Origin of the sequence: Leptospira neocaledonica (assembly GCF_002812205.1) — a bacterium.
In the GTDB taxonomy this organism is placed as follows: Bacteria; Spirochaetota; Leptospiria; order Leptospirales; family Leptospiraceae; genus Leptospira_B; species Leptospira_B neocaledonica.
On sequence record NZ_NPEA01000001.1, the window covers coordinates 186,418 to 213,248 of the forward strand.

25 protein-coding genes are annotated in these 26,831 nt (G+C 40.4%); 15 read left to right on the forward strand and 10 right to left on the reverse strand.

Translation table 11 applies throughout. The annotated features are described in order from the left end of the window. Positions 1-54: 54 nt before the first annotated feature. A complete protein-coding gene (locus CH365_RS00830; protein WP_100766713.1) occupies positions 55-987 on the reverse strand; it encodes an L-threonylcarbamoyladenylate synthase in 933 nt (310 codons plus the stop codon). Next, positions 974-2,560 carry a glycosyl hydrolase family 18 protein gene (locus CH365_RS00835; protein WP_100766714.1) on the reverse strand — a complete coding sequence of 529 codons (1,587 nt, stop codon included), beginning with the start codon at positions 2,558-2,560 and terminating at the stop codon, positions 974-976. Before CH365_RS00835 ends, CH365_RS00830 begins: the two co-directional genes overlap by 14 nt. A 152-nt stretch (positions 2,561-2,712) precedes the next feature. Between CH365_RS00835 and CH365_RS00840 the strand changes: the two genes are divergently transcribed. Continuing rightward, positions 2,713-3,426, forward strand: a complete 714-nt coding sequence (locus CH365_RS00840; RefSeq protein ID WP_100766715.1) for a queuosine precursor transporter — start codon at positions 2,713-2,715, stop codon at positions 3,424-3,426. 139 nt (positions 3,427-3,565) lie between these two features. On the opposite strand, the gene CH365_RS00845 is transcribed toward CH365_RS00840, so the two are convergent. After that, the gene (locus CH365_RS00845; RefSeq protein WP_100766716.1) at positions 3,566-3,901 is read right to left on the reverse strand and encodes a hypothetical protein; all 336 of its coding nucleotides are present in this window, start codon (positions 3,899-3,901) and stop codon (positions 3,566-3,568) included. A gap of 99 nt (positions 3,902-4,000) precedes the next feature. Between CH365_RS00845 and CH365_RS00850 the strand changes: the two genes are divergently transcribed. From CH365_RS00850 to CH365_RS00890, 9 genes are all read left to right on the forward strand, one after another. After that, entirely contained in the window at positions 4,001-5,518 is a 1,518-nt protein-coding gene (locus CH365_RS00850; RefSeq protein WP_100767006.1) for a 2-isopropylmalate synthase, read from the forward strand. A gap of 135 nt (positions 5,519-5,653) precedes the next feature. Then, on the forward strand, positions 5,654-7,678 hold the full coding sequence (locus tag CH365_RS00855) for an oxidoreductase (RefSeq protein ID WP_100766717.1): 2,025 nt from the start codon (positions 5,654-5,656) through the stop codon (positions 7,676-7,678). A gap of 262 nt (positions 7,679-7,940) precedes the next feature. Further along, a complete protein-coding gene (locus tag CH365_RS00860) occupies positions 7,941-8,276 on the forward strand; it encodes an LIC14007 family protein (RefSeq protein ID WP_100767007.1) in 336 nt (111 codons plus the stop codon). A gap of 115 nt (positions 8,277-8,391) precedes the next feature. Continuing rightward, a complete protein-coding gene (locus CH365_RS00865; protein ID WP_100766718.1) occupies positions 8,392-8,862 on the forward strand; it encodes an FKBP-type peptidyl-prolyl cis-trans isomerase in 471 nt (156 codons plus the stop codon). 6 nt (positions 8,863-8,868) lie between these two features. Next, positions 8,869-10,860, forward strand: coding sequence for an ATP-dependent helicase (locus tag CH365_RS00870; protein ID WP_100766719.1), 1,992 nt, complete (start codon positions 8,869-8,871; stop codon positions 10,858-10,860). Beyond that, entirely contained in the window at positions 10,823-11,617 is a 795-nt protein-coding gene (locus tag CH365_RS00875; protein WP_100766720.1) for a SprT-like domain-containing protein, read from the forward strand. The genes CH365_RS00870 and CH365_RS00875 overlap by 38 nt, the downstream gene beginning before the upstream one ends. A 4-nt stretch (positions 11,618-11,621) precedes the next feature. After that, positions 11,622-11,807 (forward strand): hypothetical protein, encoded by a 186-nt coding sequence (locus CH365_RS00880; protein ID WP_008590780.1) that lies wholly within the window; start codon positions 11,622-11,624, stop codon positions 11,805-11,807. Positions 11,808-11,953: 146 nt separating this feature from the next. After that, the gene (locus CH365_RS00885) at positions 11,954-12,676 is read left to right on the forward strand and encodes a hypothetical protein (RefSeq protein WP_100767008.1); all 723 of its coding nucleotides are present in this window, start codon (positions 11,954-11,956) and stop codon (positions 12,674-12,676) included. A gap of 10 nt (positions 12,677-12,686) precedes the next feature. Further along, on the forward strand, positions 12,687-13,232 hold the full coding sequence (locus CH365_RS00890) for a YceI family protein (RefSeq protein WP_100766721.1): 546 nt from the start codon (positions 12,687-12,689) through the stop codon (positions 13,230-13,232). A gap of 136 nt (positions 13,233-13,368) precedes the next feature. Here the strand turns inward: CH365_RS00890 and CH365_RS00895 are convergent, their stop codons facing one another. Genes CH365_RS00895 through CH365_RS00920 form a run of 6 tightly spaced genes read right to left on the reverse strand, consistent with a single transcriptional unit; the run spans position 13,369 to position 19,036 of the window. Continuing rightward, a complete protein-coding gene (locus tag CH365_RS00895; protein ID WP_100766722.1) occupies positions 13,369-14,559 on the reverse strand; it encodes a VWA containing CoxE family protein in 1,191 nt (396 codons plus the stop codon). A 6-nt stretch (positions 14,560-14,565) separates the two neighbouring features. Continuing rightward, the gene (locus tag CH365_RS00900) at positions 14,566-15,369 is read right to left on the reverse strand and encodes an AAA family ATPase (protein WP_100766723.1); all 804 of its coding nucleotides are present in this window, start codon (positions 15,367-15,369) and stop codon (positions 14,566-14,568) included. 2 nt (positions 15,370-15,371) lie between these two features. Continuing rightward, positions 15,372-16,709, reverse strand: a complete 1,338-nt coding sequence (locus CH365_RS00905) for a TldD/PmbA family protein (RefSeq protein WP_100766724.1) — start codon at positions 16,707-16,709, stop codon at positions 15,372-15,374. Continuing rightward, complete coding sequence (locus CH365_RS00910; RefSeq protein WP_100766725.1) at positions 16,709-18,091, reverse strand: TldD/PmbA family protein; 1,383 nt, start codon at positions 18,089-18,091, stop codon at positions 16,709-16,711. The genes CH365_RS00905 and CH365_RS00910 overlap by 1 nt, the downstream gene beginning before the upstream one ends. 52 nt (positions 18,092-18,143) lie before the next feature. Continuing rightward, a complete protein-coding gene (locus tag CH365_RS00915; RefSeq protein WP_100766726.1) occupies positions 18,144-18,563 on the reverse strand; it encodes an HIT family protein in 420 nt (139 codons plus the stop codon). After that, the gene (locus tag CH365_RS00920) at positions 18,563-19,036 is read right to left on the reverse strand and encodes a hypothetical protein (protein ID WP_100766727.1); all 474 of its coding nucleotides are present in this window, start codon (positions 19,034-19,036) and stop codon (positions 18,563-18,565) included. Before CH365_RS00920 ends, CH365_RS00915 begins: the two co-directional genes overlap by 1 nt. 69 nt (positions 19,037-19,105) lie before the next feature. Between CH365_RS00920 and CH365_RS00925 the strand changes: the two genes are divergently transcribed. The 5 genes from CH365_RS00925 to CH365_RS00945 all read left to right on the forward strand — a co-directional run bounded on the left by CH365_RS00925 (position 19,106) and on the right by CH365_RS00945 (position 25,022). Further along, positions 19,106-19,951, forward strand: coding sequence for a hypothetical protein (locus CH365_RS00925; RefSeq protein WP_100766728.1), 846 nt, complete (start codon positions 19,106-19,108; stop codon positions 19,949-19,951). Between the two features lie 274 nt (positions 19,952-20,225). Then, positions 20,226-21,314, forward strand: a complete 1,089-nt coding sequence (gene recA, locus CH365_RS00930; RefSeq protein WP_100767009.1) for a recombinase RecA — start codon at positions 20,226-20,228, stop codon at positions 21,312-21,314. A 125-nt stretch (positions 21,315-21,439) separates the two neighbouring features. Further along, positions 21,440-22,453, forward strand: a complete 1,014-nt coding sequence (gene argC, locus CH365_RS00935; protein ID WP_100766729.1) for an N-acetyl-gamma-glutamyl-phosphate reductase — start codon at positions 21,440-21,442, stop codon at positions 22,451-22,453. Between the two features lie 6 nt (positions 22,454-22,459). Continuing rightward, entirely contained in the window at positions 22,460-24,388 is a 1,929-nt protein-coding gene (locus tag CH365_RS00940; RefSeq protein WP_100766730.1) for an AMP-binding protein, read from the forward strand. A 4-nt stretch (positions 24,389-24,392) separates the two neighbouring features. Beyond that, positions 24,393-25,022 (forward strand): phosphorylase, encoded by a 630-nt coding sequence (locus tag CH365_RS00945; protein ID WP_100766731.1) that lies wholly within the window; start codon positions 24,393-24,395, stop codon positions 25,020-25,022. On the opposite strand, the gene CH365_RS00950 is transcribed toward CH365_RS00945, so the two are convergent. Next, complete coding sequence (locus CH365_RS00950) at positions 25,023-26,777, reverse strand: patatin-like phospholipase family protein (protein WP_100766732.1); 1,755 nt, start codon at positions 26,775-26,777, stop codon at positions 25,023-25,025. Positions 26,778-26,831 lie beyond the last annotated feature (54 nt).

The following is a 26,831-nucleotide window of genomic DNA, read 5'->3' on the forward strand; positions in this document are numbered from 1 at the left end:
TAAGAAATCTCCGTGACTTTGTGCCTCTGTGTGGAAATTCTCTGCGCCTCACTACTATTCTTGCGCCTTCAGAATTCGGTTTAAGAGCGCTTCTTTGCCGGCAGCATTTGCAGGTGGAAAACAATAAATTTTCGGAATCCCAAGGCGATCGCAGTCTCTAAAGAAAGAGTATAAATTTTTCATATACTCGGAGTTATTTCTTAGATCCAAAGCAAATTTCCAACCCCTGGTCAGACCGATCCCGATCGCTGCAGATTCTCTATCAGGAGTTTGATTTTCTGAGAAGATTACCTTTGCCTTGGGAGCATAATGTCTATATTTGAGTCCAGGGCTAGAAGGAGTTTCTCCTTCCTTCAGTTGACTATAGTCTTCTAAGTCCGAAACATATTTCTGTAATTCTTCCCATCCAAAATATCCGGGACGTAGAAGTTTAGGCGGTAAAACGGAAAAATCCGCAACAGTAGATTCTAAACCTATCTCTGGTTCGGCGCCTTTTAAGATCAGATCTACTCTTCCATCAAACTCTGAGATCGCATCATCTAATCTAGTAATAGATGGTTGTCCAGAAAGATTTGCAGAAGGAGCAGAAACCGGTCCTCCAAAATAAGAAAGCATTTCCAAGGCCTTTGGATGAGAAGGAACTCTTACCGCTATTGTAGTCAGTCCCGTTGAAAAAACGGATTTATCCTTCTTCTTTAAAACCAGACTTAAAGGACCAGGCATACATTGTCTGATCAAGATCTTTGCAGTTTCCGGAACTTCTCCTATATCTGGAATGAGAGCAGGGTTTCCCAGATGAACGATGAGAGGATTATCCGCAGGACGATCTTTAATTTTATAAATTTCTAAACAAGAGGAAAGATTTCTGGAATCCGCACCGAGACCATAAACAGTCTCAGTAGGAAATAGAACGATCCCCCCCTCTTTCAGCACTTTTGCCGCAAGGGAAGGATCTTCTGTGATGATTGTAGTTTTATTTTTTGACAAGATCCTGGGTATTCTTGGCTTCTTCCTGACCTTCTTCCGGAGGAGCTTGTTTTACGTCAGGAGTAGGAGCCACAGGCTGTTTTGCCTTAGGAACCGGAGGAAGTTTATTAGTCACAAGTAATTCTAGGTAATCGTTGATGCCTGGATCATTATCAGATAATAACTGCCAAAAAGAGAATCCACCTATATCATAAGATCTTAATAAGGTCATTTTCTCTTCGAAAGCTTTTCTGTTCATGAAGAAAGCTACACGATCACAACCTTCCGACTTGTACCAGATACTTGGATCTTCGTAAGTTTTACCTTCGTGAACCCAGCTGAACTTGGAAAGATTTGTCCAAGATCCAGAGTTCTTATTATCAGCTAAAACTTGGCTGATATTCGTAGGCTGTTTGGTCACACCAAGTTGTTGGCGTTTTAATGCATCGGACCAATATACAGACTTAATCTTTGCATTACAATTCAAAGCCCAATCGTATCCGTAAGTAGGAATCGCCATGTACAATTTTTTAGCAGGAACTCTTTCTTTAGCGTAAGTGATGATATTTCGGATCCAAACATTAGGAGCCTGAGGGCCAGGTCCCGGGTTTCTATACTTACGAGGATGAAGCTCATAAGCCATCACTTTTACACGGTCTGCATGTTTTGCTAAGAAAGCGTAATCATGGGTCATCGGACCTCTCCAATTCTCGGCAAAGTCCATATTAATTTTTTCTTTTAAACCCTTACATGCTTTTTGGCTGGATTTTTTAGCCGCAGTTTTAGGGTGAACAGCAACGGAAAGAAGTTTACCACGTTTATGGATCTCTTTGGAAAGAAGAACGATGAACTCCTCAAACTTTTCTTTTTTCTCGCAGCTCATTCCTTCGTAATCTATATCAATACCGTCAAAATTATAAGTATCAACTTCGTATAGAATATTCTGGATATGTTTATCTCTGATATCGTTACGTCCGTTCAAACCTATGTTCTCGGAGATTTTTTCATTCTTATTTTCCCAGCGGAAAATTGTAGGAATGATCTTAACTTTTGGGTTTAAGGATTTAAGTTCAGCAACGCGTGCATGTTTTTGAGCGGATCCCCAAAGAGAATAAAGATCTCCGCTATTTGTTTCTCTTCCTTTGAATCCATAAATAAACGGATGGATCTCATTGTATAGATGAACAGTACGTTTCATCGCTTCATAGTCCGAGAACCAAGTAGAAGCTCTGAAAGCAGGATCGTCTTCAGACTCAGGCTCGGAAGAACTTACAGTATTGGAAGTCCCATCAGACTCTGAACTAGCATTGTTAGAATTCCACCATTTCTTCCAAGATTCCCAAGCACCCTCTGTAGGAGCCAGGTCCGATTTTAAAGTAGTATTTTGAAATGCTACCTGCTCTGTTCCAGCTTGGGCAGAACTAGGCTTAGGATCTGCCTTTAAGGCTTGGAGTCCTAGATAAAAAGAAATTCCGGAAAGTACCAACCAAGTCAGACTCACTAGGCTTGATTGCCAGATAGGCTGTTTTTTAGGTTGGTATGGCACTGGACGGCTTAAGTCCTCTGGGGTGTAAGGTTCATCGTTTGGATTCATTTGAGCTCTATATATTTATCGAATCGTGGAGGCTAAAAGTAAAGCACCGACTCTCTTCCAGTGATTTATAGTTGGCCTGTCTGTCAAACGTTTGTGGGAATCCCATCTGTTCTTTGATTGACAGAGACTTAATTCGCAAGATTTTTCCTCAGATGCAGTTTCACCGGCCCTTCAAACTATTTTTCGTTTTAGGATCCATCTTCATAACCTTCCTTTTGATGGCAGAAGTGACCGGCTCCAAATGGTTCCAAGTGCTGATCGGGAACAAGGCATTAACTATGACTTTGGGAGTGATTCCCTTCCCCATTACGTTTATCGTAACGGATCTTTTGAATGAATATTATGGAAGAAGAGGTGTCAGATACCTCACTCTAGTCGGAATGGTAATGATCGTTTTGGCATTCTTCCTTCTGCAACTAGACATGGCAATTCCTGCCGCAGGAAATTCACCCGTAGACGATCATTCGTTTCAGGTTGTATTCTTTAACACAGGGCAAGTGATCACGGGATCTATCGTGGCCTACTTGATTGGGCAGTTAGTGGATATCCAAGTTTTCCATTTGATCCGTAAAAAAACCAAAAATAAACTTCTATGGCTGAGAGCCACAGGTTCCACGATCTTCTCCCAACTATTGGATTCTTATGTCGTCATCTTTGTTGCGTACTGGGGAACCTATGATTTCCAAACTCTGAATTCTATTTCTTATACCAACTTCTTCTATAAGATCTTTATTGCGATCGGGATCACTCCTTTGATCTACCTCGCCCATTACTGGATCGAAAGATATCTAGGAGAAGACGCTCATAAAATGGCAGAAGCAGCTCTCAAAGAAGGAAAAGAAGAAGTCCAACCTTATCCCGGTTAAAAGTTTGTACAAAGATTCACTGAGAAACTAAGGTCAAAAAAACCAAGACCTTCTACTCTTTGTGGCTCCGTGACTCTGTGCGCCAATTATAACAGTTTTAATAGCACGCAGAGTCGCAAAGACGCCAAGAGTTTTACAATCAGTACAACCAGATCCGGTTTTTCCAAGGGTCTAGATAAGAAGAATACTTACTGGTTTCCGATTCCTTCTCAAATCCAAAGCTTAATAGTTTGGTTTCGAATAAAGGGACCTTCTCCCGATCAATTTTCCAAACGAGGGTGCCGGGAGATACGGGACAGTCTTCCGTTTCTTTACTAAAGATCACTCTTTGGTTTTCGAAAAATAGAAGTTCAGCATGACCAGGACTAAAAACTTGGACTTCTCCGCCGAAAAGTTCAGAATAAAGTTTTGCCGCTTCGGTACAATTTTCGGCCTTTAAACTGGCTCCAAAAAAACTAAGGGAGTGTTGGTCCATGTATTAAGTCTAACCTCCGAAAGCGCAAAACCCGGTATTTATTGGGTTTACGGCCCAATTCAGACTATAATTTTGGAGTTAGGGAAGTTTTCCAAGCATATGAACTCAAATTTGGATTTTGTTCGGATTTTCGATACCACTCTCCGAGACGGAGAACAATGCCCAGGTGCGGCGATGAGCGAGAATGAGAAGATAGAGATCGCACTCCAACTCGCAAAAATGAATGTGGATGTGATCGAAGCAGGTTTCCCGGTTTCTTCTCCCGTCCAATTCCAAGCTGTCCAAAGAATTTCCAGAGAGATCGAAGGTCCAATCATAGCGGCACTCGCAAGAGCTGTCCGTCCTGATCTAGAAGCCGCTGCCAAAGCGATCATTCCCGCTAAAAAAAGAAGAATTCATACTTTTATCGCTTCTTCTCCCATTCATATGAAATTCAAATTAGGAAAGGATGCTTCCGAGGTTTTGAAAATGGCCGTAGAGGCTGTCAAAATCTGCAGAGATCATGTGGATGATGTGGAATTTTCTCCGGAGGATGCCACTCGCTCCGAGCCTGAGTTCCTAAGAGAACTTTGTGAAGCTGTGATAGAAGCTGGTGCGACCACAATCAATATCCCGGACACTGTAGGATATACAACACCGTACGAGTACGGAGAATTATTCAAATTTTTGATCCAAAATGTGAAAGGAAGTGAGAAGGCGATCTTCTCCGCACATTGCCATAATGATCTAGGACTTGCTACTTCCAATAGTTTGGCTGCGATCCAAAACGGAGCAAGACAAGTAGAATGTACTGTAAACGGTATCGGAGAAAGAGCCGGAAATACCGCCATGGAAGAAGTAGTCATGGCACTTCGTACACGTAAGGATAAATTCGGAATACAAACCAGGATCCAAACAGAAGAGATCGCAAAAGCTTCTTACCTGGTGAAAACGATCACCGGAATGGTAGTCCAACCGAATAAAGCGGTTGTGGGCGCAAATGCATTCGCTCATGAGTCAGGAATCCACCAAGACGGTGTTTTGAAAAATAGAGAAACCTATGAGATCATGACTCCTGAAAGTGTTGGGATCCAATCCAACCGTATGGTACTCGGAAGACATAGCGGAAGAGCCGGTTTCAAAGATAGGATCGTTCGTTTAGGATTTAGCCCTCACCCGGAAGAATTAGAAGCAGCCTACCAAAGATTTTTAGAAATTGCAGATCGTAAAAAGGAAATTTTTGACGAGGATATCCGCGCATTATTTGCTGATGAGTCCAGAAAATCTTCCAATGATAAATACGTATTAGAAAGTTTTCATGTAACTACCGGAACTAAGAGTACTCCTACTGCAAGTATCCGACTTTCCATCGAAGGAAATCACAAGGAAGAATCCGCTACGGGCGATGGTCCTGTAGATTCTATCTTTAAGGCAATCCAGAAAGCTACTATCTCCGATGTGGAACTCATTAAGCTCGTGATCTCTCCAGTAACAGAAGGACAAGACGCTTTGGCAGAAGCTTCCGTTACTTTAGAAAAACATGGAGAAAGAGTTGTAGGAAAAGCAAGCTCCACTGATATTATTGAGGCTTGTTCTCAAGCATATATCTCCGCATTAAATCGTTTTTCTATAAATTGAAAAAGTTTTGCCGAATTATGTTCGGTATCTATTTTCAAAATTCCTAGAAAAACCGTTGCCTTTTCCAAATTCAGGTAAAATCCTTTCTCAGTAGAACGACTGTTCTACTCAAATAAAAAGAAAGGCGGACTGTGAATGTCTTCTTTAGATATTTCCCCAATCTTTCGCCCGATATCCATCGGAGCCGAAACTATTCCAAATCGTATTATCATGGGATCCATGCACTTGGGTTTGGAGGGAATGCCCCATACCGCAGATAGAATGGCAGCATTTTATGGCAGAAGGTTCGAAGGAGGTGTTGGACTGATCACCACCGGAGGAATTTCGGTGAATGCGGAAGGAAAAGGTTCTAATATATTTTTTGATTTCCAGAAGGAAGAAGACTGCGTAGAGCTTGAAAAAGTCGCCTCCGTTCTTAAACCAATGGGGATTTTCTGTGCTCAATTATTCCATGCAGGAAGATACGCTTATCACAGAGAACTTGTAGGACCTTCTGCGCTACGCGCACCTATCAATCGATTCATACCAAAAGAGCTTTCAACAGAAGATGCTTGGAGAACCATCCGTGATTTCGGATCTTCCGCATTACGTGCAAAACAAGTAGGCTTCAGAGCGGTAGAAGTTATGGCTTCCGAAGGATATTTGGTAAACCAATTCTTCTCCGAAGTAACAAACAAAAGATCAGACGAATTCGGTGGTTCTCCTGAAAACCGCAGACGATTTGCGATCGAAACAATGAAAGAAGTGCGCAAACAAGTTGGCCCTGGCTTTCCCGTTATCGTTAGAATGTCCGGAATAGATTTGATCCCAGGCAACCCAAGCTTCGAAGAAGTGATCGCACTTGCAACAGAACTAAAGGAAGCGGGAGCGGATGCACTTAATATCGGGATCGGTTGGCATGAATCTCGTATTCCTACCATCTCTCAGTTAGTTCCAAGAGGTGCTTGGGCAAAAATCGCAGGGAAAGTAAAAAACGCAGTTCCAGGAATTCCAATCATCGCTTCCAACAGGATCAATATGCCGGAAACAATCATCCAAGTATTGAATGCCGGAGAAGCTGATATAGTGAGTATGGCAAGGCCATTTTTAGCGGATGCTGATATAGTAAATAAAATCAAAGAAAACCAAACGGAAAGGGTGAATACTTGCGTGGCTTGTAACCAAGCTTGTTTGGATCATACTTTCAAAGAAGAAATGGTTTCTTGTTTAGTAAATCCTTCTGCGAACAGAGAGTTGGAATGGAAATCTCTTCCACAAGCAAAAAGACAAAGAGTGGTAGTAGTCGGTTCCGGTCCTGGAGGAATGGAATCCGCAAGAGTTGCCGCTTTACGTGGACATGAAGTCATTCTTCTAGAAGCTTCTGAAAAATTAGGAGGCCAATTGAATCTGGCAGCTGCTATCCCAGGTAAATTCGAATTTTTTGAAACAATCCGTTATTTCAAAAACGAACTTCCTCGTTTAAAAGTGGATATACGTCTGAACACAAAAGCAGATCTAAAATTGTTAGATGATCTTAAACCGGACGCAGTAATTTTTGCGACAGGCGTTCTTCCTAGAAACTTAAATCTTCCTGGTCTGGACAAAAAACCTCATGCAAGTTATGTAGAGTTCCTGAATGGGACCTTCAAAGCAGGATCCAAGGTAGCCATTATCGGTGGTGGGGGAATCGGTGTAGACGTGGCTCATAAACTCACCGAAGAAAAGGACCCGGATATTCCTACTTATTTTGAGAAGTATAATGTGAACTCTTATACTCAAGCTGCAATCAAACCGGAAACGGCTCATAGGAAAGTTTCTATCTTAAGAAGGAATGGAAAAGTGGGAGCGGGCCTTGGAGCTACTACCTCTTGGGCACTTTTACAAGAATTACAATCCAAAGGTGTGGATTTTCTTTCTTCACTTACTTATAAAGAAGTGAATGATAAAGGACTCGTAATCGAGACCAAAAAAGAAGGAGCAAAAACTTTGGAATGCGATTCTATCATTCTTTGCGCCGGACAAACAAGCGATGCTTCTTTATATGAAATTTTCAGCAAGGAAAGAAGTTCTATCCCTTCTTATCTGATCGGTGGAGCAAAAGATGCTTCCGGAATAGATGCAAAAAGGGCCATGTTAGAAGGTTATTTAGCGGCAACCGGGATTGGAACGGAACAAAACTAAAAACGAATATTAGCAAAAATTTATTTTCAACTTGGGATTACAGGTGTTATACTCTTAGACTTACTGGAGGGGTACGATTGGACGTGCAAAGAATGTTCCGTCCAACAGATTATTTCAGAAAGGTTTCCTAAAACATTCTCTAAACTAAGGTTTGTTTTGTGGCGAAGAAATGCCAAAACTATTCTTTCCCGTTGACTTTTTGCGGGTATGTTTCTTAATGGAAACCACATTTTCCTCTGGTTTCTTAGAGGAGTTACCTAAAATGAAAGTATACTCAGCCGATAGAGTGCCGAACTCATCAGATTATAATTTATATGTAACCGACGGAAGCGCCAAAACCAGGCTTAGCTTATTTGAGCCTGACCTTCCTGGTTACTTCGAATTAGCTGAAAATGATAAAGTTCTAAAGTCTTTGGCATATACAGTTCTTCTAAACTACACCCAGGACAGGGAGTTCGCTCTCAGAAATACAAATCGATTCCTAAATTTTCTAAGTGATATTGTTCATAGAGATTCTTGGTTCTTTTTGGCGAATCGAGTAGAACAATTTATTAAGGATGTGGAGAATTTCGGAGTCGAAATTTCCTACGACTTTTGACTTAGTCTCAAAAATCTGATTGTCCTAGGATCTTCCAAGAATATACTAACTTAAATCACGTGCCGGAACTTCCCTCCCTTCCCCGTCAAGGGCTTAACCCCGGTTGGAGCAATACATGAACCCAAGAGTAGTGACTTTTCACTATAAATTAACAGATAAAGAAGGAAACGAAATCGATTCTTCTCAAGGAAGCCATCCTCTTTCTTATCTGGAAGGAACCGGACAGATCATTGCCGGTCTAGAAGACGAAATCAAAAGTATGACTGCAGGAGACAAAAAAGTAATCTCCGTTTCCGCTGATAAGGCATATGGCCAAAAAAATCCAGAATTAGTATTCGACGTACCTAAAAGCCAATTCCCAGAAGGGGAAGAATTGAGTGTTGGAATGATGTTCCAAACTGACGAGCCGGATACTGTTTATACGATTACTGATATCAAGGGAGAATCTGTGATCGTGGACGGAAACCATCCTTTAGCCGGGGTGGATCTGATTTTCGATGTCCAGATCGTAAATATCCGAACTGCGACCGATGAGGAAGTAAGTCACGGACATGTTCACGGTGAGGGAGGACATCACCACCACTGATCTCAAATGAGTGCGTCCTTAGAGTCACTTAACGAAAAACAAAAGGAAGCTATCGAGACCCTAAACGGCCCGGTTTTAGTGATCGCCGGTGCCGGAACGGGAAAAACCAAAACAATCGTCCACAGACTTTCCAAATTAGTCGAATCCGGCATTCCTGCCGAAAATATCTTACTTCTTACATTCACTCGAAAAGCGGCCAGAGAAATGCTTTCCAGAGCCGTATCTCTCTTGGATAAACGTTGCGCTCGTGTTCATGGCGGCACATTCCATTCTTTTGGAAGTCATATCCTCAGAAAATATGCACCAATGCTTGGATTTTCCTCACAATTTTCCGTTCTGGATGAATCGGACACTTCCGATATATTCCAACTTTTAAGAACAGAAGGAGAATACGCAAAACAGAAATCTAGATTTCCTTCTAACGATACATTGATCTCTCTTCATTCCTCTATTATCAATCGAGGAAAACCCTTGGAAGAACTTTTGGAAGCTGAATATCCCAAGTTTTTGGATCAGGAATCCGCTGTTCGTAAAATTTTCCAAGAGTATGCAGAATATAAAAAGCAAAGATCTCTATTAGATTATGATGATCTTCTGACGTATACAAGAGACCTTTTAAACAAGAATGAAACTGTCCGAAAGAAGATTAGCGAACAGTACAAATACATCATGGTAGATGAGTTCCAGGATACAAATCAGATCCAGGCTCATATCGCTTGCCTACTCGCCTTAGATCACGAAAACATTTTGGTAGTCGGAGACGATGCCCAAAGTGTATATTCCTTCCGTGGAGCAGATGTAAACGGTATATTCAATTTTCCGAAACTATTCCCGAAGACCAAAACGATCTATTTAGAAAGAAATTACAGAAGTACTCCATCTATCTTAAATCTGGCGAATGTGGTCCTTTCCAATTTTAGGGAAAAATACGAGAAGTATCTATATACCAAAAATGAAGACTTCCAAAAGCCAGCGTTGATCGGTTATGCGGACGAATTAGAAGAAGCAGAAGGAATCGCAGATCTGATCTTAGAAAGAAGAGAAGATGGTGTTCCTCTAAAAGATATTGCAGTCCTATTTAGATCCGGATGGAATTCAAATCAACTTGAGCTCGTTCTTTCCCAGAGAAATATTCCATTCTTAAAATTCGGCGGAAAAAAATTCGTAGAAAGTGCTCACGCGAAAGATTATCTTTCTCTTCTAAAAATTAAGGAGAATAAGACGGACTCAGTTTCTTGGCTGCGAGTTTTACTTCTTCTTCCTGGGATAGGAGCTTCAAAAGCAAGATCTATTCTCACAGACTTGGAAAGATCGGGCGGAAATCTGGAAAGAATCGTTTCCGATTCAAAAGGTGCCACAGCGTCCTATTTAAAGGAATTGTACAATCTGACCAATGACTCCGAAAAAGACTTAAAAAAACTTTTAGGAAACTTTATAGATTATTATTCTCCACTACTTGAAAAGAAATATGATGATTTTAAAAGAAGATTAGAAGATCTGAATGCATTCTTAACTCTTTCCCAAAAATATGAAACTCTACATGAGTTTTTAGTGGATATGAGCTTAGAAGGGCCTAACCGCAGCCTGGACAAAATTTCTCCTGAGGAAGAAGACGAAAGATTGGTTTTATCCACAGTTCATTCATCTAAAGGATTAGAATTCGATACCGTCGTATTATTGAATGTATCAGAGGGTTCCTTTCCGTCCGGAAGAGGAGAAAAAAACTTAGAAGAAGAAAGAAGATTATTCTACGTGGGAATTACAAGAGCTAAAAGGAAATTAGTGCTCACCTACCCTCAAATCTCTCAACAGAAAAATTCACAATATTTCAATCGTGTTTCCAGATTTGTAGAAGAGATCAGAGAGCCCGAAAAAGTATTAGATAAAATTTTTATCAAGAAAAAAGAAGAGACCTCGAATCCTTCTTCTTCTCAAAAAAAACAAAACCAAACCGAGTCAGATGCCAGAAAAAGAATTAGAGAGTTTTTCGGTTCCTGACCCGATTCCAGACAGGAACTGGGAAGAATTCCTAGTCTCCATTTGGGATTCTTTAAAAGGTAGGTCCAGGCGTTTTAAAGAGAGTCAGGTCCGTTCTGTACAACTTAAATTTTACCCTTATAGAAACGGGAATCATTCCATATCGTATCATAACGGGATCTTAACTGCCAAATTTCATACCTCCTTATTAGAAGCCGGAGAAGAAACGGTATTATCCTTTGTTTCATTACTCATTTCTAAATTATTGGGGCTCAAATCAAAACAAATCTGGAAAGAAGAAGTTGCAGAGTTCCTGAATACTCTTCCCGAGTCAGGAACCGGGAATTTCAAAAAGTTAAGAGAAAACGGAGCCGCATACGATCTGAAAGTGATATTAGAAAAAATTTCTTCTTTTTATTTTCCCAAAATGGATTCAAAACTATTGTCCATTGGCTGGGCGGATCGACTCGGAAAAAGGAGATTGGGTAGTTACGAAAAACGGAATATGAATATACGTATTAGTCCCATATTGGACCATAAAGAGGTGCCGATCTATGTTTTGGAGCATGTGGTGCACCATGAAATTCTACATCATATTCTTCCTACAAGGATCAAAAACGGCCAAAATTCCATTCATAGCCCAGAATTCAAACGTAAGGAAAAAGAATACGTTAGATACCGCGAGGCCATAAATTGGTTGAAAATGGAATATCCCAAGTTTCTAATAAGGTACCAAAAAGAAATTAGCCATAGGCTTAGATCAGAATTTTACGGATAACTTTATGCATCCGAACCATTTCGAAACAGTATATATTCGCAAAAATATAATCGAAGAAGAACTTTCTAAACTTCTTAAAGAATTTTCCGGTTTAAGTTACAAATCCCTATCCGATTACGATAAGGGTGTATACGACGGATATACCCAGGCAGTTACGGAAGTCCTTCGAAAAGTGCAAAATAAAAGATAAGATAGAAACACATTCTCAAAATCCTCTGATCGTCTATGAGGATTTTATACCTTTTCGTTCATTCCAAAAACCAAGTCGTTTATTGCTTTTTGTCACTTCCTACAAATATTGATTTTCTTTTTTATAATTCGTTTTATAAATCAGATATGTCTTTCGAAAAGAAAATAGTCTTCTCTATTGTTTTTCTTTTCTGCACGAGCACGATCTTGCATTCTTCTCCGTATGTTTATAATGATTTTTCCGGTTGGTCAGAGGTTAATCCTTTAACTCCTGATTATTCTAAATATTCTCCCAAATTTTATAACCAGGAATCTTCTACTTTAAATACTGCCGAGCCAAAGGATTTACAAAAGGAAAAAGAACGTCTAGAATTACGCCGTTCACTTTTGGACTGGCACCAAGGTTTAGGACTTTTGACCTGGGGATTTTGGCTCGCTACGAACTTAGTCGGAGAACAAGCTCTCTCAAATCTCAAAAGAGAATATGAGCCTTATGCGAATTATTTGCTGATCTCGGATCCTCAAAAAAATCTACTTTTATATACTGCACTCATGAAGTCCTCTCCTTGGGATTCTGAATCTTCCGGGAGTATGCATTCTGCTTTGGCCGGGACCACTTTTACATTATATGCGCTGACGGCGGGACTTGCATTCTTCTCCCCTTCCAAAACTTTAGAAAGGGAACCCGGCCTAAGCACAATATTCACTCATAAAGCAATGATTTGGATCCATTTACCCGCAATGCTTGCACTTCCATTTATTGGAGAAAGAATCTCGAAGGAAGGTCCAAGCGCTGCAAATGAGATGAGAGCGGTTGGTTGGGCCGGCTTTGGAGCGTTCAGTGTTTCTATCGCTGTTTTTTATTTTTAGGAGTGTTCCCATGTCTTTTATTGTACGTTTTTTGATTTTGTTTATATTAAGTTTTTCTTCCGCTTTTGGGGAAGAATTGAAGCTGCAAGAATCTCAGATCAATTTTATAGCAATCCATCCTTTTAAAACAGTTTATGGAAAATGTTCCGGGACCGCTGTAAGTCCTACCAGTTTGACACAAGGACCCGGAGGTTTACAAATCCCTAAACTTATAAAAATTGAAATCCCACTTTCGGAGATCAAATCCGGAGACGAGAACAGAGACGAACATATCATAGAATCTTTAGGATATCCTACGATTACCAATATCAGTTTTACGAGCACATCCATTACCGCAAAAGATAATGAATGGACGGTCACTGGAAATTTGACTGTTAAAGGAAAAACCAAAACGATTAGGTCTGTGGCAACGATTCAAAAAGAAGGACAAGAAACCATTCTCTCTGGCAAATTCCAGGTTTTAATGAGCGATTTTGATGTAGAAAGGCCTAGTCTATTATTTGCAACTGCAAAGGACGAGGTTAGTATAGAATATAAGTTTATAGTCCGGCCTTAAAAATATGAGTTAACTTAAAATGGTAGAATCCGGGCTTCAGGAGCAAAGCGACTATAGTCCGGCCTTAAAAATATGAATTAACTTAAAATGGTAGAATCCGGGCTTCAGGAGCGAAGCGACTATTCTAAAACCTTAATTATCTTTTTCCGAGAAGTTCTCGGATCCCATCTTCTAATCCATCTACGCTCAGGAAAAACATGGGGAATATTTTTTTGAGCTCATAAATGGTAGGTGCATCCCAATACCTTTTTGGTTCCGGATTCATCCAGATCGTATCACTAAAATGGGATTTGACCTTTTTAAAACTATCTAATCCTGATTCAGGATGTTCAGGAAGTCTAGACTCTTGTCTAAATCTGGAATGATAAAATCCATAAGCGGGATCCAAAAGTTCGTAAGGAGCCATGTATGCGTCTCCCACTATGATCAGTTTGGTATCATCCTTATGTTTTTTAAAAAGATTTTTTAAAGGGATAGGATATCTGAGATCTCCCTTAGGATAAACGGAATCATAAATTGAATTGTGAAAGTAATAATGCCCGAATTCTTTAAAATGGTTCATCTGGTGAGCTGCCGAAAAAAGTTTACTCACTCTTTCCGCATATGGAGTCATACTCCCGCCGGTATCCATTAAAAGTAATACTTTGATCCCGTTCTTTCTAGTACGATCAAATACAAGTTCCGGATCTCCTGCATTTCTACAGGTGGCATCCACGGTTTTAGGAAGATGGAATTCAGGGATTCCTTCTTTCCTTAAATTCCTGAGTTTTTTAAGTGCTATTTTAATCTGCCGAACATCCAATTGTTCGTCTGTTCGATAGTCCTTGTATTTTCTTTCCATGGCTTGGAAAATCGCAGACTTCCCGCCACCTTCCCCACCGATCCGAACCCCGCCTGGATTTACTCCTGAATGACCGAAAGGAGAACTTCCTCCCGTACCGATCCATTTGTTTCCACCATGGTGTTCCCCTTTTTGATTTTGGAGCCTGTCCAAAAATTCTTTCCAGAGCTCTTCTGGTGGGATCATACCTGGTGGAAGTTTATTCGGATTTTCGAATATATTAGAAAGCCAATCCATCATTTCCTTACGGAAGGATTCTCTAAGCACTCCTCGCTCCCCGAAAAGTTCGGTGAATACAAGATCGAACGCATCGTAATATTTAACGTCTTTTACCAGACAAAGCCTGGAAACTCTATAGAATTCGTTTACGGAGAGAAATGTTTTGCCTCTGGTAAGTGTTTCAGTCGCTTTTAAAAAATCCAGAAGCTCCACGGTGGAGATAGGAACTCCGGATGATTTCAGTCTGTAGAAAAAAGGAAAAAACAAAACTTATTATCTGAACAATTTCAGATCCTCTTCATTCTTCACAAGAGCACCTATATAAGGAATCCTTCCATCTTCTGGAAGTTTGGCCCCCATATGGATTAGAATTTGGATCCAATCCAATAGTTCACTTGTGCCCGGCTTTTTTTTCATATCATCCATCGTACGGATCACATAGAAGGATTCGAGTGCCCTTTTCAAAAGAGAAGATTCAATTTTAGGAAAATGAGAAGATACTATATCCGCCATAAAAGAAGGTTCAGGAAAATCTATATAATGAAAAATACATCTTCTTAAAAATGCCGCCGGAAGTTCCTTTTCATTATTGGAAGTGATCAGAGTTAAAGGCCTGTGAATCGCCTTGATCTTACGACCGGTTTCTTGGATCACAAATTCCATTCTGTCCAATTCTAAGAGTAAATCGTTAGGAAATTCTATATCGGCTTTATCGATTTCGTCTATCAATACAACCGAATGTTCGTCTGCGGAGAATGCCTCACCTAGAGCGCCTAATCGGATATAATTTTCGATATTGCGGACCTTCTCCTTATCTTCCGTAAATCTGGAATCGTTCAGTCTGGAAACCGCATCATAAAAATATAAACCTTCTTTTGCAAGAGAGGTGGATTTTACATGCCAAGAATATAATTTTTTCTTAGTCTTGAAGGAGAGATAATCCGCTAAAAGTGATTTCCCAGTTCCAGGTTCTCCCTTCAATAATAAGGGTCTCGCAGTGATCTCAGCTACTTGTACTGCTTCTTCCAGTTCTTTGGAAAGTAAATATGTTTCGGGCTTGTTTCTTTCTTCCGACATGATCAACCTGCTACGTGAATTTCCGAGATTAAAACATCAGGGACCTTGATAGAAGAATAACTGTCAGAATATTCATTGGAAATCCCTTGGATCTTATGAAGTAAATCGAAATAGTTCGTATTCATTGTAATACGATCTACTGCATGTTCCGGCTTTCCATTTTTATAATAAATCCCTTGGATTCCTATAGAAATCTCTCCGGAGACCGCACTACAACCTGCTCCTCCTTCCAATTTAGTCACTAAAATACAATGAGAATCTGATGCTAAAAGTTCCTCTCTGGTCTTATTTCCCAAAGGGACGATCATATTAGAAAAAGAAGTTCCTGCCCTTCCCGAATAAGAACGAACTCCGTGACCTGTAGGTGCAACATTGTCTTTTTTAGCAGATTCAAGATTATACAAATAGGATTTGAGAATTCCATTTTCCAAAACCTTGGTCCGCGCAGATGTAGGAATTCCTTCTGCATCAACTAAGCGAGATCCAGGATAATCCGGAGTATGAGCTTCACAATAAATACTTAATATAGGAGAAGCAACTTCGTTCCCTAATTTCCCTACCAAACGAGAAGAACCTTTTTGAACCGCATCCGCGAAATAAGGAGAAGAAAACATTCCGAATATCTGAGGACTGATACGATTTCCTAAAATGATCGTATACACACCGCTTTGAAGAGGTTTCGCTCCCAATAGCTCGGTCCCTCTATGGGCAGCTTCTTTTGCAATATAGGCTGTATCGAATTGGGAAATATCTCTACCGGAACGATAATAACTTCCCATCTTTTTGATATCGCCTTCTGCCACCACAAGACCTGTTCCGAGATAGGCTACATTTGATTCTTTTTTTACGAATACACCTTTTGAGTTTGCGATTAAACTTTGGGTGGAACTTTTTCCCACTCCTACATGAGGAACATTCTCTACTCTTTTGTCGGATTCCCAAGAAGCATTGTCTAATGCTAGTCCTTGTTCTCTCATCCAAGCAAAATCTAATTTTTCCAATTCAGGATTATAATGTTTTAGATCCACTTCGGCCAACGGTTTTGGTCCTGGTAATTCCATGTCCAGAGGATCTGTAATCTCAGTCTGGTCCATTGCGTCTCTCACCATTTGGGAAAGAGCTTCTTTGCTAAAACGTTCACTGTAAGAATATCCGGGACGAGAGTTGTTCAGAACACGAATACCCACTCCTCTAGAACGAGAAGTTTCCGTAGAAACAATCCTCCCCTTGAAAACCTCGATCCCTATATCTTCCGAGTCGGTGGCGATCAGGTCGAAGGAATCAATTCCATAACGTTTTCCTTCTTCCAATACGAATCCGGCAGCCTGTTCCAAATTCATTATCTTCCCCCCACTAGGATCTCATCTACTTTGAGTGAAGGTTGTCCAACAGTAACAGGGATAGATCCGGAAGAAGCACCGCAGGTTCCTGCAGCCAATTCCAAGTCTTTTCCTACCATGGAAATTTTAGGAAGAATTTCATGACCTTTACCTATCAAAGTAGCTCCTCTGACAGGTTCGGCGATCTTTCCGTTTCGAATAACGTAACCTTCTTCTACCGCGAAATTGAATTCTCCGGTGGCTGGGTTAACGGAGCCGCCACCCATTCTTTTTGCATAAAGACCAAAATCCACCGAGGAGAACATTTCATCCAAGGAATCCTTTCCCGCTCCGATATAAGTATTTCTCATTCTGGAAACCGGCGCATATTGATAAGATTCTCTTCTACCACTTCCTGTTCTAGGAGATCCTGTTTCCATGGATCCGATCCTATCAGCAAGATATGCTTTTAAAATTCCGTTTTCTATCAGAAGTGTTTTTTGTGTAGGCATTCCTTCATCGTCTACCTTTAAGGAACCGTATTGTTCTTCGATCGTTCCGTCGTCATATGCAGTCAAACAGGACTGAGCGATAGGCTCTCCTAACTTTCCTACAAATGGAGAAGATTTTTTGCGAATTGCTTCTGTCTCCAGAGGATGACCACAGGCTTCGTGGAAAATTACCCCACCGAAACCGTTACCCATGACCACTGGCATTTTTTTACCTTCTATATAACCTGCATCCAACATGAAAAGAGCTCTTTCACCGGCTTTTCTTGCGATATCTTCAACAGCCAATCCTTCAAAAAATTCGAATCCTTTGAGAGCGCCCGGAGATTCACTTGCTACAAATCTTTCTCCTTTATTTTCAGCCGTGACAGAAAGGAAAAATCTACTTCTAACTCTTAAATCTTCTACCCAAAGTCCTTCCGAATTTGCGATCAGAACATTCGTAACTATATCCGAGGCGCTTACTCCTACTTGAATAATTTTAGAAGAAACTTTTCTAGCAATTGTGTCCGCAGTTTGTAGGAGTTCCAACCTTCTAAATGGAGGAACTTTTCTAGGATCATGTATATTCTTAGAAAAAGAATATTTGGAAACATCTCCAGGTAGAGTAAATACACTAGAATTATTTGCCACTTCTCCCCGGGAATCAGCTAATAAATGAATTAAGGAAAGTAAATGTTCTTGGTCATCATTACTTGTGTATGCATACAATACATCTGTTCCATACACCAATCGGATCCCGATCCCGTAATCAGTTGCGGCAAGTGATTGTTCTATTTTTTGGTCTCTGAGTGAAATGGAAGAATTTCGGGATTCTTCTTCATAAATTTCTACGAAGTCCGCTTTTCTTTTTTTACCCGCGTCGATCAGGGTTTCTATATTGGATTGATTCATAACCTTTTACTTTAGACAGAAATTTTTTGATAATAACGGACAGGAAAAAGGATCATTCGAATTTAGGGAATGGTATCCCGACCGGAGCCGAGGCCAGACCTTCTAATGCTAATCGAATATACTCTGGTCCTTTTACTTCTTCGTATCTAGGAACTAGATGAAAATGCATATGAGCCACTTTTTCGGCGATCAAGACGGTATAAATTTTAGGCGGAGAATACTTCTTTTGGATCCAATCCGTAGCGAAAGAAAATGTCTCTCCTAAATCCTTGAATTCTTTAGGGTCCCAGTCTGCATATTTTTCCCTATGGGAAATTGGTTCTATATATAGATAACCCGGGATTTTTTTATCTTCGGGAGCATGGCGGATAATGAAGGAAGAATTTTGATGAATTAAACCTGGGATCTTTGGCCCACGTAGTACGGAACATATGGGACAATCTGGAGAAACGACTAAGGTCTTTTGGGCCATTACACCCCGCTGCCCTGAGAAAGGTAAGATTTGTATTTTTCGTATACCCTAAAGATGTAATCCGTATCAGAACAGAAACGGATAATACATCTATAAAAATGGTATCTTTCCAGATCCTTTCTTTCTCCGTTCTCATCCACCTTGTATTCTTTCAATAAAGACTTTAACATTCCCAAAAACAAGGATCTTTCCTTTTTATTATAACCGTCTTGGGAATAACGTACACCTTCTAGAATATTCACGAATTTTTCCGCAGATGCCCGGAGCGCATCGGGAGAAGAAAGGAATTCGGACTTTTCCTCGGGCGAAAAAGTGGAGAGATAATCATGAAATAATGTGAGCTGTATCGCCTCAACCAGGGATTGGGTTTTTGCCTTTGTTTCGGTATAAAAAGGAGTATGGATGCTATATTCCACAAAATCCTGCCAGGAAGATTTGGTGGTTTGTATTTTATGTAGTTCTTGGAGGCTCATATTTTTAAAGCTTTTCAGTTTGGGGTTTTCGATTATGGTTTGAGTAATACAGGATAATAAAAGCCGTCCATGTCAAAGGTTTTCCGATTCTTCTTTTTGCTTTTCTTTCTCTCCTATCCCTTAAGCCTTACTGCTTCCGAAAAATCTACGGATGAGTTTTGGAATTCTTTTTTAGAATGGTCCGGACATCCGATTTTAACCGAAGAAAGGATAGTCCGTAACCTATGTGCCGAATATATTACCGAGCTGAAAAAAGACTCCGAACAAAGTTTAGAATTGTTTCTAAAAAATGACCTAAAACCGGATAAAAAGCGAAACCAAAAACCAGGATTAGACAAATTGAGGAAAGATCTGCAAAGTCTGGAAAGGTTCGAAGGAGTGCAGATCCAATTCTCCGGAAAAGAATGGGAGACATTATTCTACGATAAGGGGAATTTTCCGGATTCTTATTACGAATTCGAGACTGGTTCTGTCTCTATTAGATATATTTTTCGTAATCTTCCCTATCATCCTTTGCCTAAATGGGGAGAATTAAAACTACAAGGAAGCTTTCTACTCTATTCTGGATCGGGTGCACTTTTATTATATAAAACAATCCCTGACTTTCCTATAAAAAACTTAGATATCAGAGAGGTCCGTACATTCTTCGAAGAAGATAAAAAGCATGCTGGAAATGTGAAAAACTTCTCTGAGGACAAAATTGAGCTTTTCTATTTCCCGAATCATAATATGGGGCCATTCTATATATTACTTCTCTCTAAAATACTCTTGGTCTTTTCTTCTTTCATTATATTTATATTATATGCTGGAAGGTTTTGGAGATTCCTTTTAGAACAGACTAGACGAAGTCATAAGGCCGAAGCCTCGTTTTTGGCGGACAAGGAGAAGGCCGAGAAGGGATTTTTGTCCAAATAAGCCTTATTTTTTCAGGCTCATTCTACTACAACCATATTTACTATACAAATATTTGCACTTTTTTCAACCCTGATCCAATTTTTTGGGTGACATAAGAGTGATTTCATCAGAAACTTTTCCCAGGGAATCCGAAGGTTTTTTAGATCTGATCTGGAATTTGTCCGGGACTAAGAGTATCCTTCGTATTAGAAAAGATTGATTCCCATTTAAAAAGTACACGCAGTTTTATCTGAGGGGGAACCGGGTCTTGGCAAGAGAAGGAGCTAAAGAGTCCATGAAAAAGCAAAAAGAAGAAGCACAGGGTTTGGACGATTCCAAACGCCAGGCGATTGATCAGGCAATGACCCAAATCGAAAAACAATTCGGTAAGGGCTCTATTATGCGATTAGGAGCTGCATCCGCAAGCGTAGTTGCCCCTGTGATCCCTACAGGATCCTTAGATTTGGATATCGCCCTCGGGATCGGTGGCTATCCATTAGGAAGGATCGTAGAAATATATGGTCCAGAGTCTTCTGGTAAAACCACTCTAACCCTTTCTGCAATCGCCGAGTGCCAAAAAAAAGGCGGAGTCGCTGCGTTTATCGACGCAGAACATGCCCTAGACCCTGCTTATGCAAAAAAGTTAGGAGTCAACTTAGAGGAACTACTTGTTTCCCAACCCGATAACGGAGAAGAAGCATTAGAAATCTGTGAATCGTTAGTACGAAGTAATGCAATTGATATCGTAGTTTTAGACTCGGTTGCCGCTTTGGTTCCTAAAGCAGAGATCGAAGGAGATATGGGAGATTCTCATATGGGTTTGCAAGCAAGACTTATGTCCCAAGCTCTTCGTAAACTGACTGGAACCATTTCTAAGTCCAAAACGGTTGTAGTATTCATCAACCAGATCCGTATGAAGATCGGGGTTATGTTCGGTTCTCCAGAAACAACTACCGGAGGAAACGCTTTAAAGTTTTATAGTACGATTCGTTTAGATATTCGTAAGATTGAAACCTTAAAGGAAAAGGAAGAAGCCACCGGAAACAGGGTACGTGTAAAAGTTGTAAAAAACAAAATGGCACCACCTTTCCGTCAGGCCGAATTCGACATAATCTTTAACACAGGAATTAGTCGAGAAAGTTCTCTCGTTGACTTAGCGGTAAAACACGACATTATTAGCAAATCCGGGGCCTGGTATTCCTATAATACGGAAAAGATAGGCCAAGGAAAAGAAGCCGCTAAAGAATATCTAAAATCGAATCCTGAGATCGCCTTCCAAATAGAGAATATGGTAAGAGATCTGAACGGATTACCTGTTTTAGCAGCTGACGGAAAATTACCACCTGCTCAACCGTCAGAAGAAGTCCAAAAAGCAGCAGGCTAATATTACTACTGGCTTTCTTTTTAGAAACCATTGACCGCCGGATGAAATCTCATCCGGCGTTTTTTTATTCCAAGCCTAGTCCCGATTTTTAGAATTGTTTCAAACGCTAGTCAAAAGGAAGACCTATGTCAGAGATCAGCATCATTGGAGCAGGCGGATTTACAGGAAAAGAATTATTAGGACTACTAGCTCGCCATCCAAAATACAAAGCGGTGCATGTTACTAGTGATAAACTAGCAGGCAAATCTCTATCCGAAGTTTTTCCGGACTTAGTTTCACCTAAAGATTTAATTTTTAAAAAACACGAGGACGAAGTTCCAAAAGGTTCACTCGTAGTTCTCGCAGTTCCAAACGATGCTTCCCTAGAGTTGACTCCAAAGTTTTTGGACAAAGGTCATAAGGTAATCGATCTTTCCGGAGTCTATCGTCTTCATAACCAAGAAAAATTCGAAACGAATTATAAATTAAAACATACTAGCTTCTCTTTAACGGACAAGGCAGTATTCGGTATTCCGGAAATATTCAGAGACAGACTGAAAGGAGCGGACTTTGTTTCCAATCCCGGTTGTTTCTCCACTTCCGTAATTTTGGCATTGTACTTCTTGGGGAATCTCAGAAAAGAGATCAAACCAAGAATCGTAGCCGACTGTAAATCAGGGATCAGCGGAGCCGGGGGAAGAGTAGAAGACGGAGGATTTTCCTTCAATGGTGTGTACGAAAACTTCAGAGCTTATAAAATTCTAAGCCACCAACATGAGCCAGAGATTCAAGAGTATTGTTATGCAGGGTCCGGACTTCCCGAACCTGAAATTTTATTCGTGCCTCATTTACTTCCGGTATATAGAGGGATCTTGTCCACAATCTATCTGGAAGCAAATTCAGAAAATCTACCTTTTCTGGAAACTCTGGCTGAAAATTCTAAATCAGAACCATTTATCCGGATCAGAAAAACACCGGAAGAGATAGACCTGGCAAAAGTGCAAAATACGAACTTCTTGGATATTAGCCTGAGACAAAGAGGCAAAAATATCACGATCGTTTCGGCTCTGGACAATCTAATGAAGGGGGCAGCTAGCCAGGCATTACAAAATATAAATTTAATGTTGAACGAGACTGAGACTTTAGGCTTACTTCCCTAATCTTCCATGGAAAAAAGAAGTATCTATCATCTGGTCCGGGATTCTTGTATTCATTACAAGGACAGACCCTTCCAATGGATCTGGGATGAAAAATTAAAAAGTTTCTCCGGGATCTCTTATTCGGAATGGTTCTTAAATCTGGAAAATCTTTCCGGGTTTTTTAGACAAAAAAATCTAGGTAAAGGTGATAAGGTCGGCTTATTCTGTGATAATAGGACAGAATGGGCATTATGCTCCTTCTCAGTAATGTGTTCCGGAGGAGCGGACGTTCCAAGAGGATGTGACGCAAGCGAAGAAGAGATATTTTATATCCTAGACCATACTAACTCTAAGATCACATTTATAGAAAAAGAACAAGTCTTGCTTAAACTAGGAAATATTCTAAACAGATTAAAACATTTAGAAACAGTAATACTTATAGAGTCCGAGGAAAACTTTGCTTCTTTAGCAAAATTAAAGGCAGCTCATCCTAAAATCGAATTTGTAGATCTAGAAACCGCAATCGCTCGCGGAAGAGCTTGGGTGGAAAAAAAAGGAAAATCTCTTCTTCATTCTATTGGAGAATCCTTAACCGAGGACGATATTGCTACAATCATTTATACTTCCGGGACCACAGGTGTTCCGAAGGGCGTTGTCTTAAAACATAGATCCTTCACTTGGACGATCGATCAGTTACAACAATTCGTGCCTGCGAATTATTCCGATCGAGTAGTCGTATTTCTTCCGCCTTGGCATATAGCAGAAAGAATTTTAGAAACAGCTCTTCTATCTTGGGGAGCCTCACTCGCCTGTTCTAATGTTTCCGGGCTTACCCGGGATTTCGAGATCATCAAACCTACGGTTCTTGTATCCGTTCCTAGGGTTTGGGAAGCATTATACCGTAGGATCTGGGATAAGGTTTCCAAATCATCTCCTGTAAAACTTGCAATTTTTAAAACGGCAGTCCGAATCGCCGAAACCTATAATTCTCTTTTAGATACGGTCACAGGCAATTATTCGGAAACGGAAGAATCGAATAAAGAAGATAAGTTAACCGATACAGTAGTTTCTACCCTACTTCTTCCACTTTTCTATTCTCTAAATATTTTAGCACAAAAGGTACTCGCACCGGTCCGAGCTTTATTCGGCGGGCAATTAAGATACGCATTCTGTGGAGCGGGAGCAATGCCTCCCAAGATCCAATTTTTTTTCAGGTCCATGGGAGTTCCGATTATAGAAACCTATGGAATGACTGAGACCACAGGTATGGGAGCCTTAGGAAGCTTTCCTATCCCTAAAACCGGTTCGATTGGACCTGTGTTTCCCGGAGCGCATATCAAATTAGTCAACGAGCAAAATGTGGTGGTTTCTAAACCGGGAGATAAAGGGATCGCCTGGCATAAGGGTCCACATGTAACCGCCGGTTATTATAAAAATGCGGAACTCACCCAATCTAATTTTTCGGACGGATGGTTTAACTCTGGCGATCTATTCGTTTGGACCAAAACGGGAGAATTAAAATTTGCAGGTAGAGCAAAAGATACAATCGTTCTTTCTTCAGGAGAGAATGTAGAGCCTGAGCCTATAGAAGGGAAAATTTTAGAAACAGGCTGGGCATTGACAGCGGTAGTTATAGGCCAGGACCAGAAATTTTTGGCTGTCTTACTTGTGCCTGATTTTACCAAACTCAGAGATCATTTTTCTGGACAAGGAATTCGTTTGCCGAATGAGAATTCTGCCCTGGTGCAAGACCCAAAAGTCCTGAAATTTTATAAGGATCTGATCAAGAATACGGTTTCCGAAAAGAACGGATTTAAAAATTTCGAAAAAATTAACGAGTTTCGCCTTTTAGACAAGGAGTTCGAAAAAGGAAAAGAACTCACCGAAACCATGAAAGTGAAAAGAAATAAGGTTGCAGAACTCTATGCGGATCTTATAAAAACGATCTTCCTTTAATCAGATGAGCGACCTTAAAATCCAGGACATCCTTTTTTGCGCGGCTTTCGCGGGAGAGATAGACAAATTAAAATCGGATCCTCGGATCCACACCTTCGAAGCAGGTATTGGAGAATTGGAAGCCGCCATCAATCTCCAAAAATATCTTTCAGATCCTTCTACCTGGAAACCCAAAGCGATTTTGGGAATAGGTTCTGCAGGAGTTTATACCTGGATCCCGAGAAAAGAATGGGAAGGTAAATTCGGAATTTCGAAAATATTCTCAAATTACCAGATCGCTTTTTTGGACAAAAAGATTAGACTTCCCGAAAGTATGACTTTTAAATACGAATTCCCCGATTTACAATTTCCATTCGAAGGAAATGATTTTGTAGAATCTGCAACCAATGGAACAGGTTCAGTCACCCTAGAAGATCTAAGTCCTCGTGCTATGGAAAGGATCAAGGTAGAAGGTTTAGGTTTCGAAAATATGGAAGCCTTCGGTCTTGCAAAGGTATGTAACTTATTCAATATTCCTTTCGGAACAATATTCGCTCTTACGAATAAAGTAGGACCAAAAGGTAGCGAAGAATGGAAACTTTCCTGGAGAAAACATTCCGACAAACTCCAGGAAAAGATCCTAAGTTATCTCTAACTATTTTTCAGCGGGGAAGAATAGTTTACGGATATCGCCGATTGCGGCTTCCGTTTCCAATTCTCCCTTCTTAATAATTTCCTTGTATTTTCCGAAATCGGTAAATGCGAATTCTTCTATATGCAAATTGATAAAAAGATCCATTTTTTCTTTTCGTAATTTAGTGATCTCTCTTCCTTCTAATGTGATAGCTCTTGCCATAATTTTAAGAATGGGAGGATAAGTGATATCTTCCCAAAGATTTTTGAAGAATGATTTTCCGGTCACCTTCCTGTCTTCTAAAAGCCTAACAATTCCCTCGTCTCTAAGCGGCGAAACGTTCACAGATAAGATTACATCAGCACCCTTTCTTCGGATCAAATTTTCCGGAACATTATTAATTACTCCCCCATCTATCAGAAGATGATCTCCTTTAAATACCGGAGGGAACATTCCAGGTAAACTCATAGCTGCCGCAAGCGCCTCCCAGACGGGACCTTGGTCCATTACATATTCCTGTCCGCTATGAAGATCCACTGCGGAAGTTGCAAATGGGATCTTTAAATCTTCTATCAATTGGGTCCCGAATGCATCCTTTAACATTCGAAGCATTCTTTTTCCTTTAAAGAATGAGATAAGCGGGATGGTTGGATCGAAAGGCTTTTCGATACCTCCAAAAAACTTGCCGATCATTTTGAAGATGGAATCGGTACTTTCTCCCCTTGCATAAAGTGCTCCGATCACTGCTCCGAATGAAGAACCGCTTACGAAATCAAAACGGATCCCTTCTCTTTCCAAAACTTTCAAAAGACCTACGTGAGCAAGTGCTCTTGCACCTCCTCCTCCTAATGCAAGTCCTCTGGTTCTAGAAACCAAATATCTGGCAAAAGTTTCTCCCTTATAAAATATCTTTTGATTAGCGGATTCTTCATGTTTTCTTAATCCGTTTTCTGAAACGATAATTCTAGAAGTTCTTCCCGAAAAGTTGCGTATCCTAGGTTCCCAATAACCTAGGATCTCGTTTTTTTGTTTCAGATTTCTTTCCGGCTTCTCTTCCCAGAAAACAATCTGATCACATTGTTGTACTAACTTATCCAATTCAGGTTGGATCACAGGATTTTTGAAATAAAGATGTAGTATAGATGACTTCTTTCTAAGCTGGGCAATCGTTCGGATCATGTCGGAAACGGATTTTCCTTTAAACGTGTCCATTCTTAGAAGGGAAACATGACCTTCGTGTGACTTCCTACCGTTATCCACTATGGATTCAAGATGGACCTTAAAATCTTCTACTTCTTCAATCGGGATATGACATACTAATCTTCTAGGAGAATGCATTTGGCTGGAAGAATCTTCCATCACCTCTCTCATTCTCATTCCCATTAGCCTCATCAGGTTTTGGGAAAGAACCCTTTCTTTTGCGGCTAGTTTTAGAAAATATTCACCATCTAAAACATACAATAATGTATCCAAGATGGCGGTTGCCGAGCCGGTATGAGCCGTTCTTGTAAGGACGCTGTTTTCGGCGAATACGTCACCTTCTCCCAAATAACGAACTGTTTTGCCTGCCTCTCCTAATGTGATCATCACCTCTCCATGTCGGATCAGATACAATTCTTTGGAGATCTCTCCCTTATAATAAATGACTGTATGATTGTGGATATTTCGTTCTTCTATATGACCGTAAAGTAAGACTAGTAATTTTCTCGGGAGACCCTTGAACAAGGGGATTGACGCTAAAAATTGCAACGCTTCCGGAGGAACTATTTTTTTCATGCGGGCAAAATCCTAACCTGGGAAATTTATTTTGTAAAGCGGAACTATATCTTA

Bases quoted from the DNA above. Each gene is read 5' to 3' on its own strand.
- CH365_RS00835 (WP_100766714.1), bottom strand. From the start codon at position 2,560: ATGAATCCAAACGATGAACCTTACACCCCAGAGGACTTAAGCCGTCCA.
- CH365_RS00840 (WP_100766715.1), top strand. From the start codon at position 2,713: ATGCAGTTTCACCGGCCCTTCAAACTATTTTTCGTTTTAGGATCCATC.
- CH365_RS00845 (WP_100766716.1), bottom strand. From the start codon at position 3,901: ATGGACCAACACTCCCTTAGTTTTTTTGGAGCCAGTTTAAAGGCCGAA.
- CH365_RS00850 (WP_100767006.1), top strand. From the start codon at position 4,001: ATGAACTCAAATTTGGATTTTGTTCGGATTTTCGATACCACTCTCCGA.
- CH365_RS00855 (WP_100766717.1), top strand. From the start codon at position 5,654: ATGTCTTCTTTAGATATTTCCCCAATCTTTCGCCCGATATCCATCGGA.
- CH365_RS00860 (WP_100767007.1), top strand. From the start codon at position 7,941: ATGAAAGTATACTCAGCCGATAGAGTGCCGAACTCATCAGATTATAAT.
- CH365_RS00865 (WP_100766718.1), top strand. From the start codon at position 8,392: ATGAACCCAAGAGTAGTGACTTTTCACTATAAATTAACAGATAAAGAA.
- CH365_RS00870 (WP_100766719.1), top strand. From the start codon at position 8,869: ATGAGTGCGTCCTTAGAGTCACTTAACGAAAAACAAAAGGAAGCTATC.
- CH365_RS00875 (WP_100766720.1), top strand. From the start codon at position 10,823: ATGCCAGAAAAAGAATTAGAGAGTTTTTCGGTTCCTGACCCGATTCCA.
- CH365_RS00880 (WP_008590780.1), top strand. From the start codon at position 11,622: ATGCATCCGAACCATTTCGAAACAGTATATATTCGCAAAAATATAATC.
- CH365_RS00885 (WP_100767008.1), top strand. From the start codon at position 11,954: ATGTCTTTCGAAAAGAAAATAGTCTTCTCTATTGTTTTTCTTTTCTGC.
- CH365_RS00890 (WP_100766721.1), top strand. From the start codon at position 12,687: ATGTCTTTTATTGTACGTTTTTTGATTTTGTTTATATTAAGTTTTTCT.
- CH365_RS00900 (WP_100766723.1), bottom strand. From the start codon at position 15,369: ATGTCGGAAGAAAGAAACAAGCCCGAAACATATTTACTTTCCAAAGAA.
- CH365_RS00905 (WP_100766724.1), bottom strand. From the start codon at position 16,709: ATGAATTTGGAACAGGCTGCCGGATTCGTATTGGAAGAAGGAAAACGT.
- CH365_RS00910 (WP_100766725.1), bottom strand. From the start codon at position 18,091: ATGAATCAATCCAATATAGAAACCCTGATCGACGCGGGTAAAAAAAGA.
- CH365_RS00915 (WP_100766726.1), bottom strand. From the start codon at position 18,563: ATGGCCCAAAAGACCTTAGTCGTTTCTCCAGATTGTCCCATATGTTCC.
- CH365_RS00920 (WP_100766727.1), bottom strand. From the start codon at position 19,036: ATGAGCCTCCAAGAACTACATAAAATACAAACCACCAAATCTTCCTGG.
- CH365_RS00925 (WP_100766728.1), top strand. From the start codon at position 19,106: ATGTCAAAGGTTTTCCGATTCTTCTTTTTGCTTTTCTTTCTCTCCTAT.
- recA (WP_100767009.1), top strand. From the start codon at position 20,226: ATGAAAAAGCAAAAAGAAGAAGCACAGGGTTTGGACGATTCCAAACGC.
- argC (WP_100766729.1), top strand. From the start codon at position 21,440: ATGTCAGAGATCAGCATCATTGGAGCAGGCGGATTTACAGGAAAAGAA.
- CH365_RS00940 (WP_100766730.1), top strand. From the start codon at position 22,460: ATGGAAAAAAGAAGTATCTATCATCTGGTCCGGGATTCTTGTATTCAT.
- CH365_RS00945 (WP_100766731.1), top strand. From the start codon at position 24,393: ATGAGCGACCTTAAAATCCAGGACATCCTTTTTTGCGCGGCTTTCGCG.
- CH365_RS00950 (WP_100766732.1), bottom strand. From the start codon at position 26,777: ATGAAAAAAATAGTTCCTCCGGAAGCGTTGCAATTTTTAGCGTCAATC.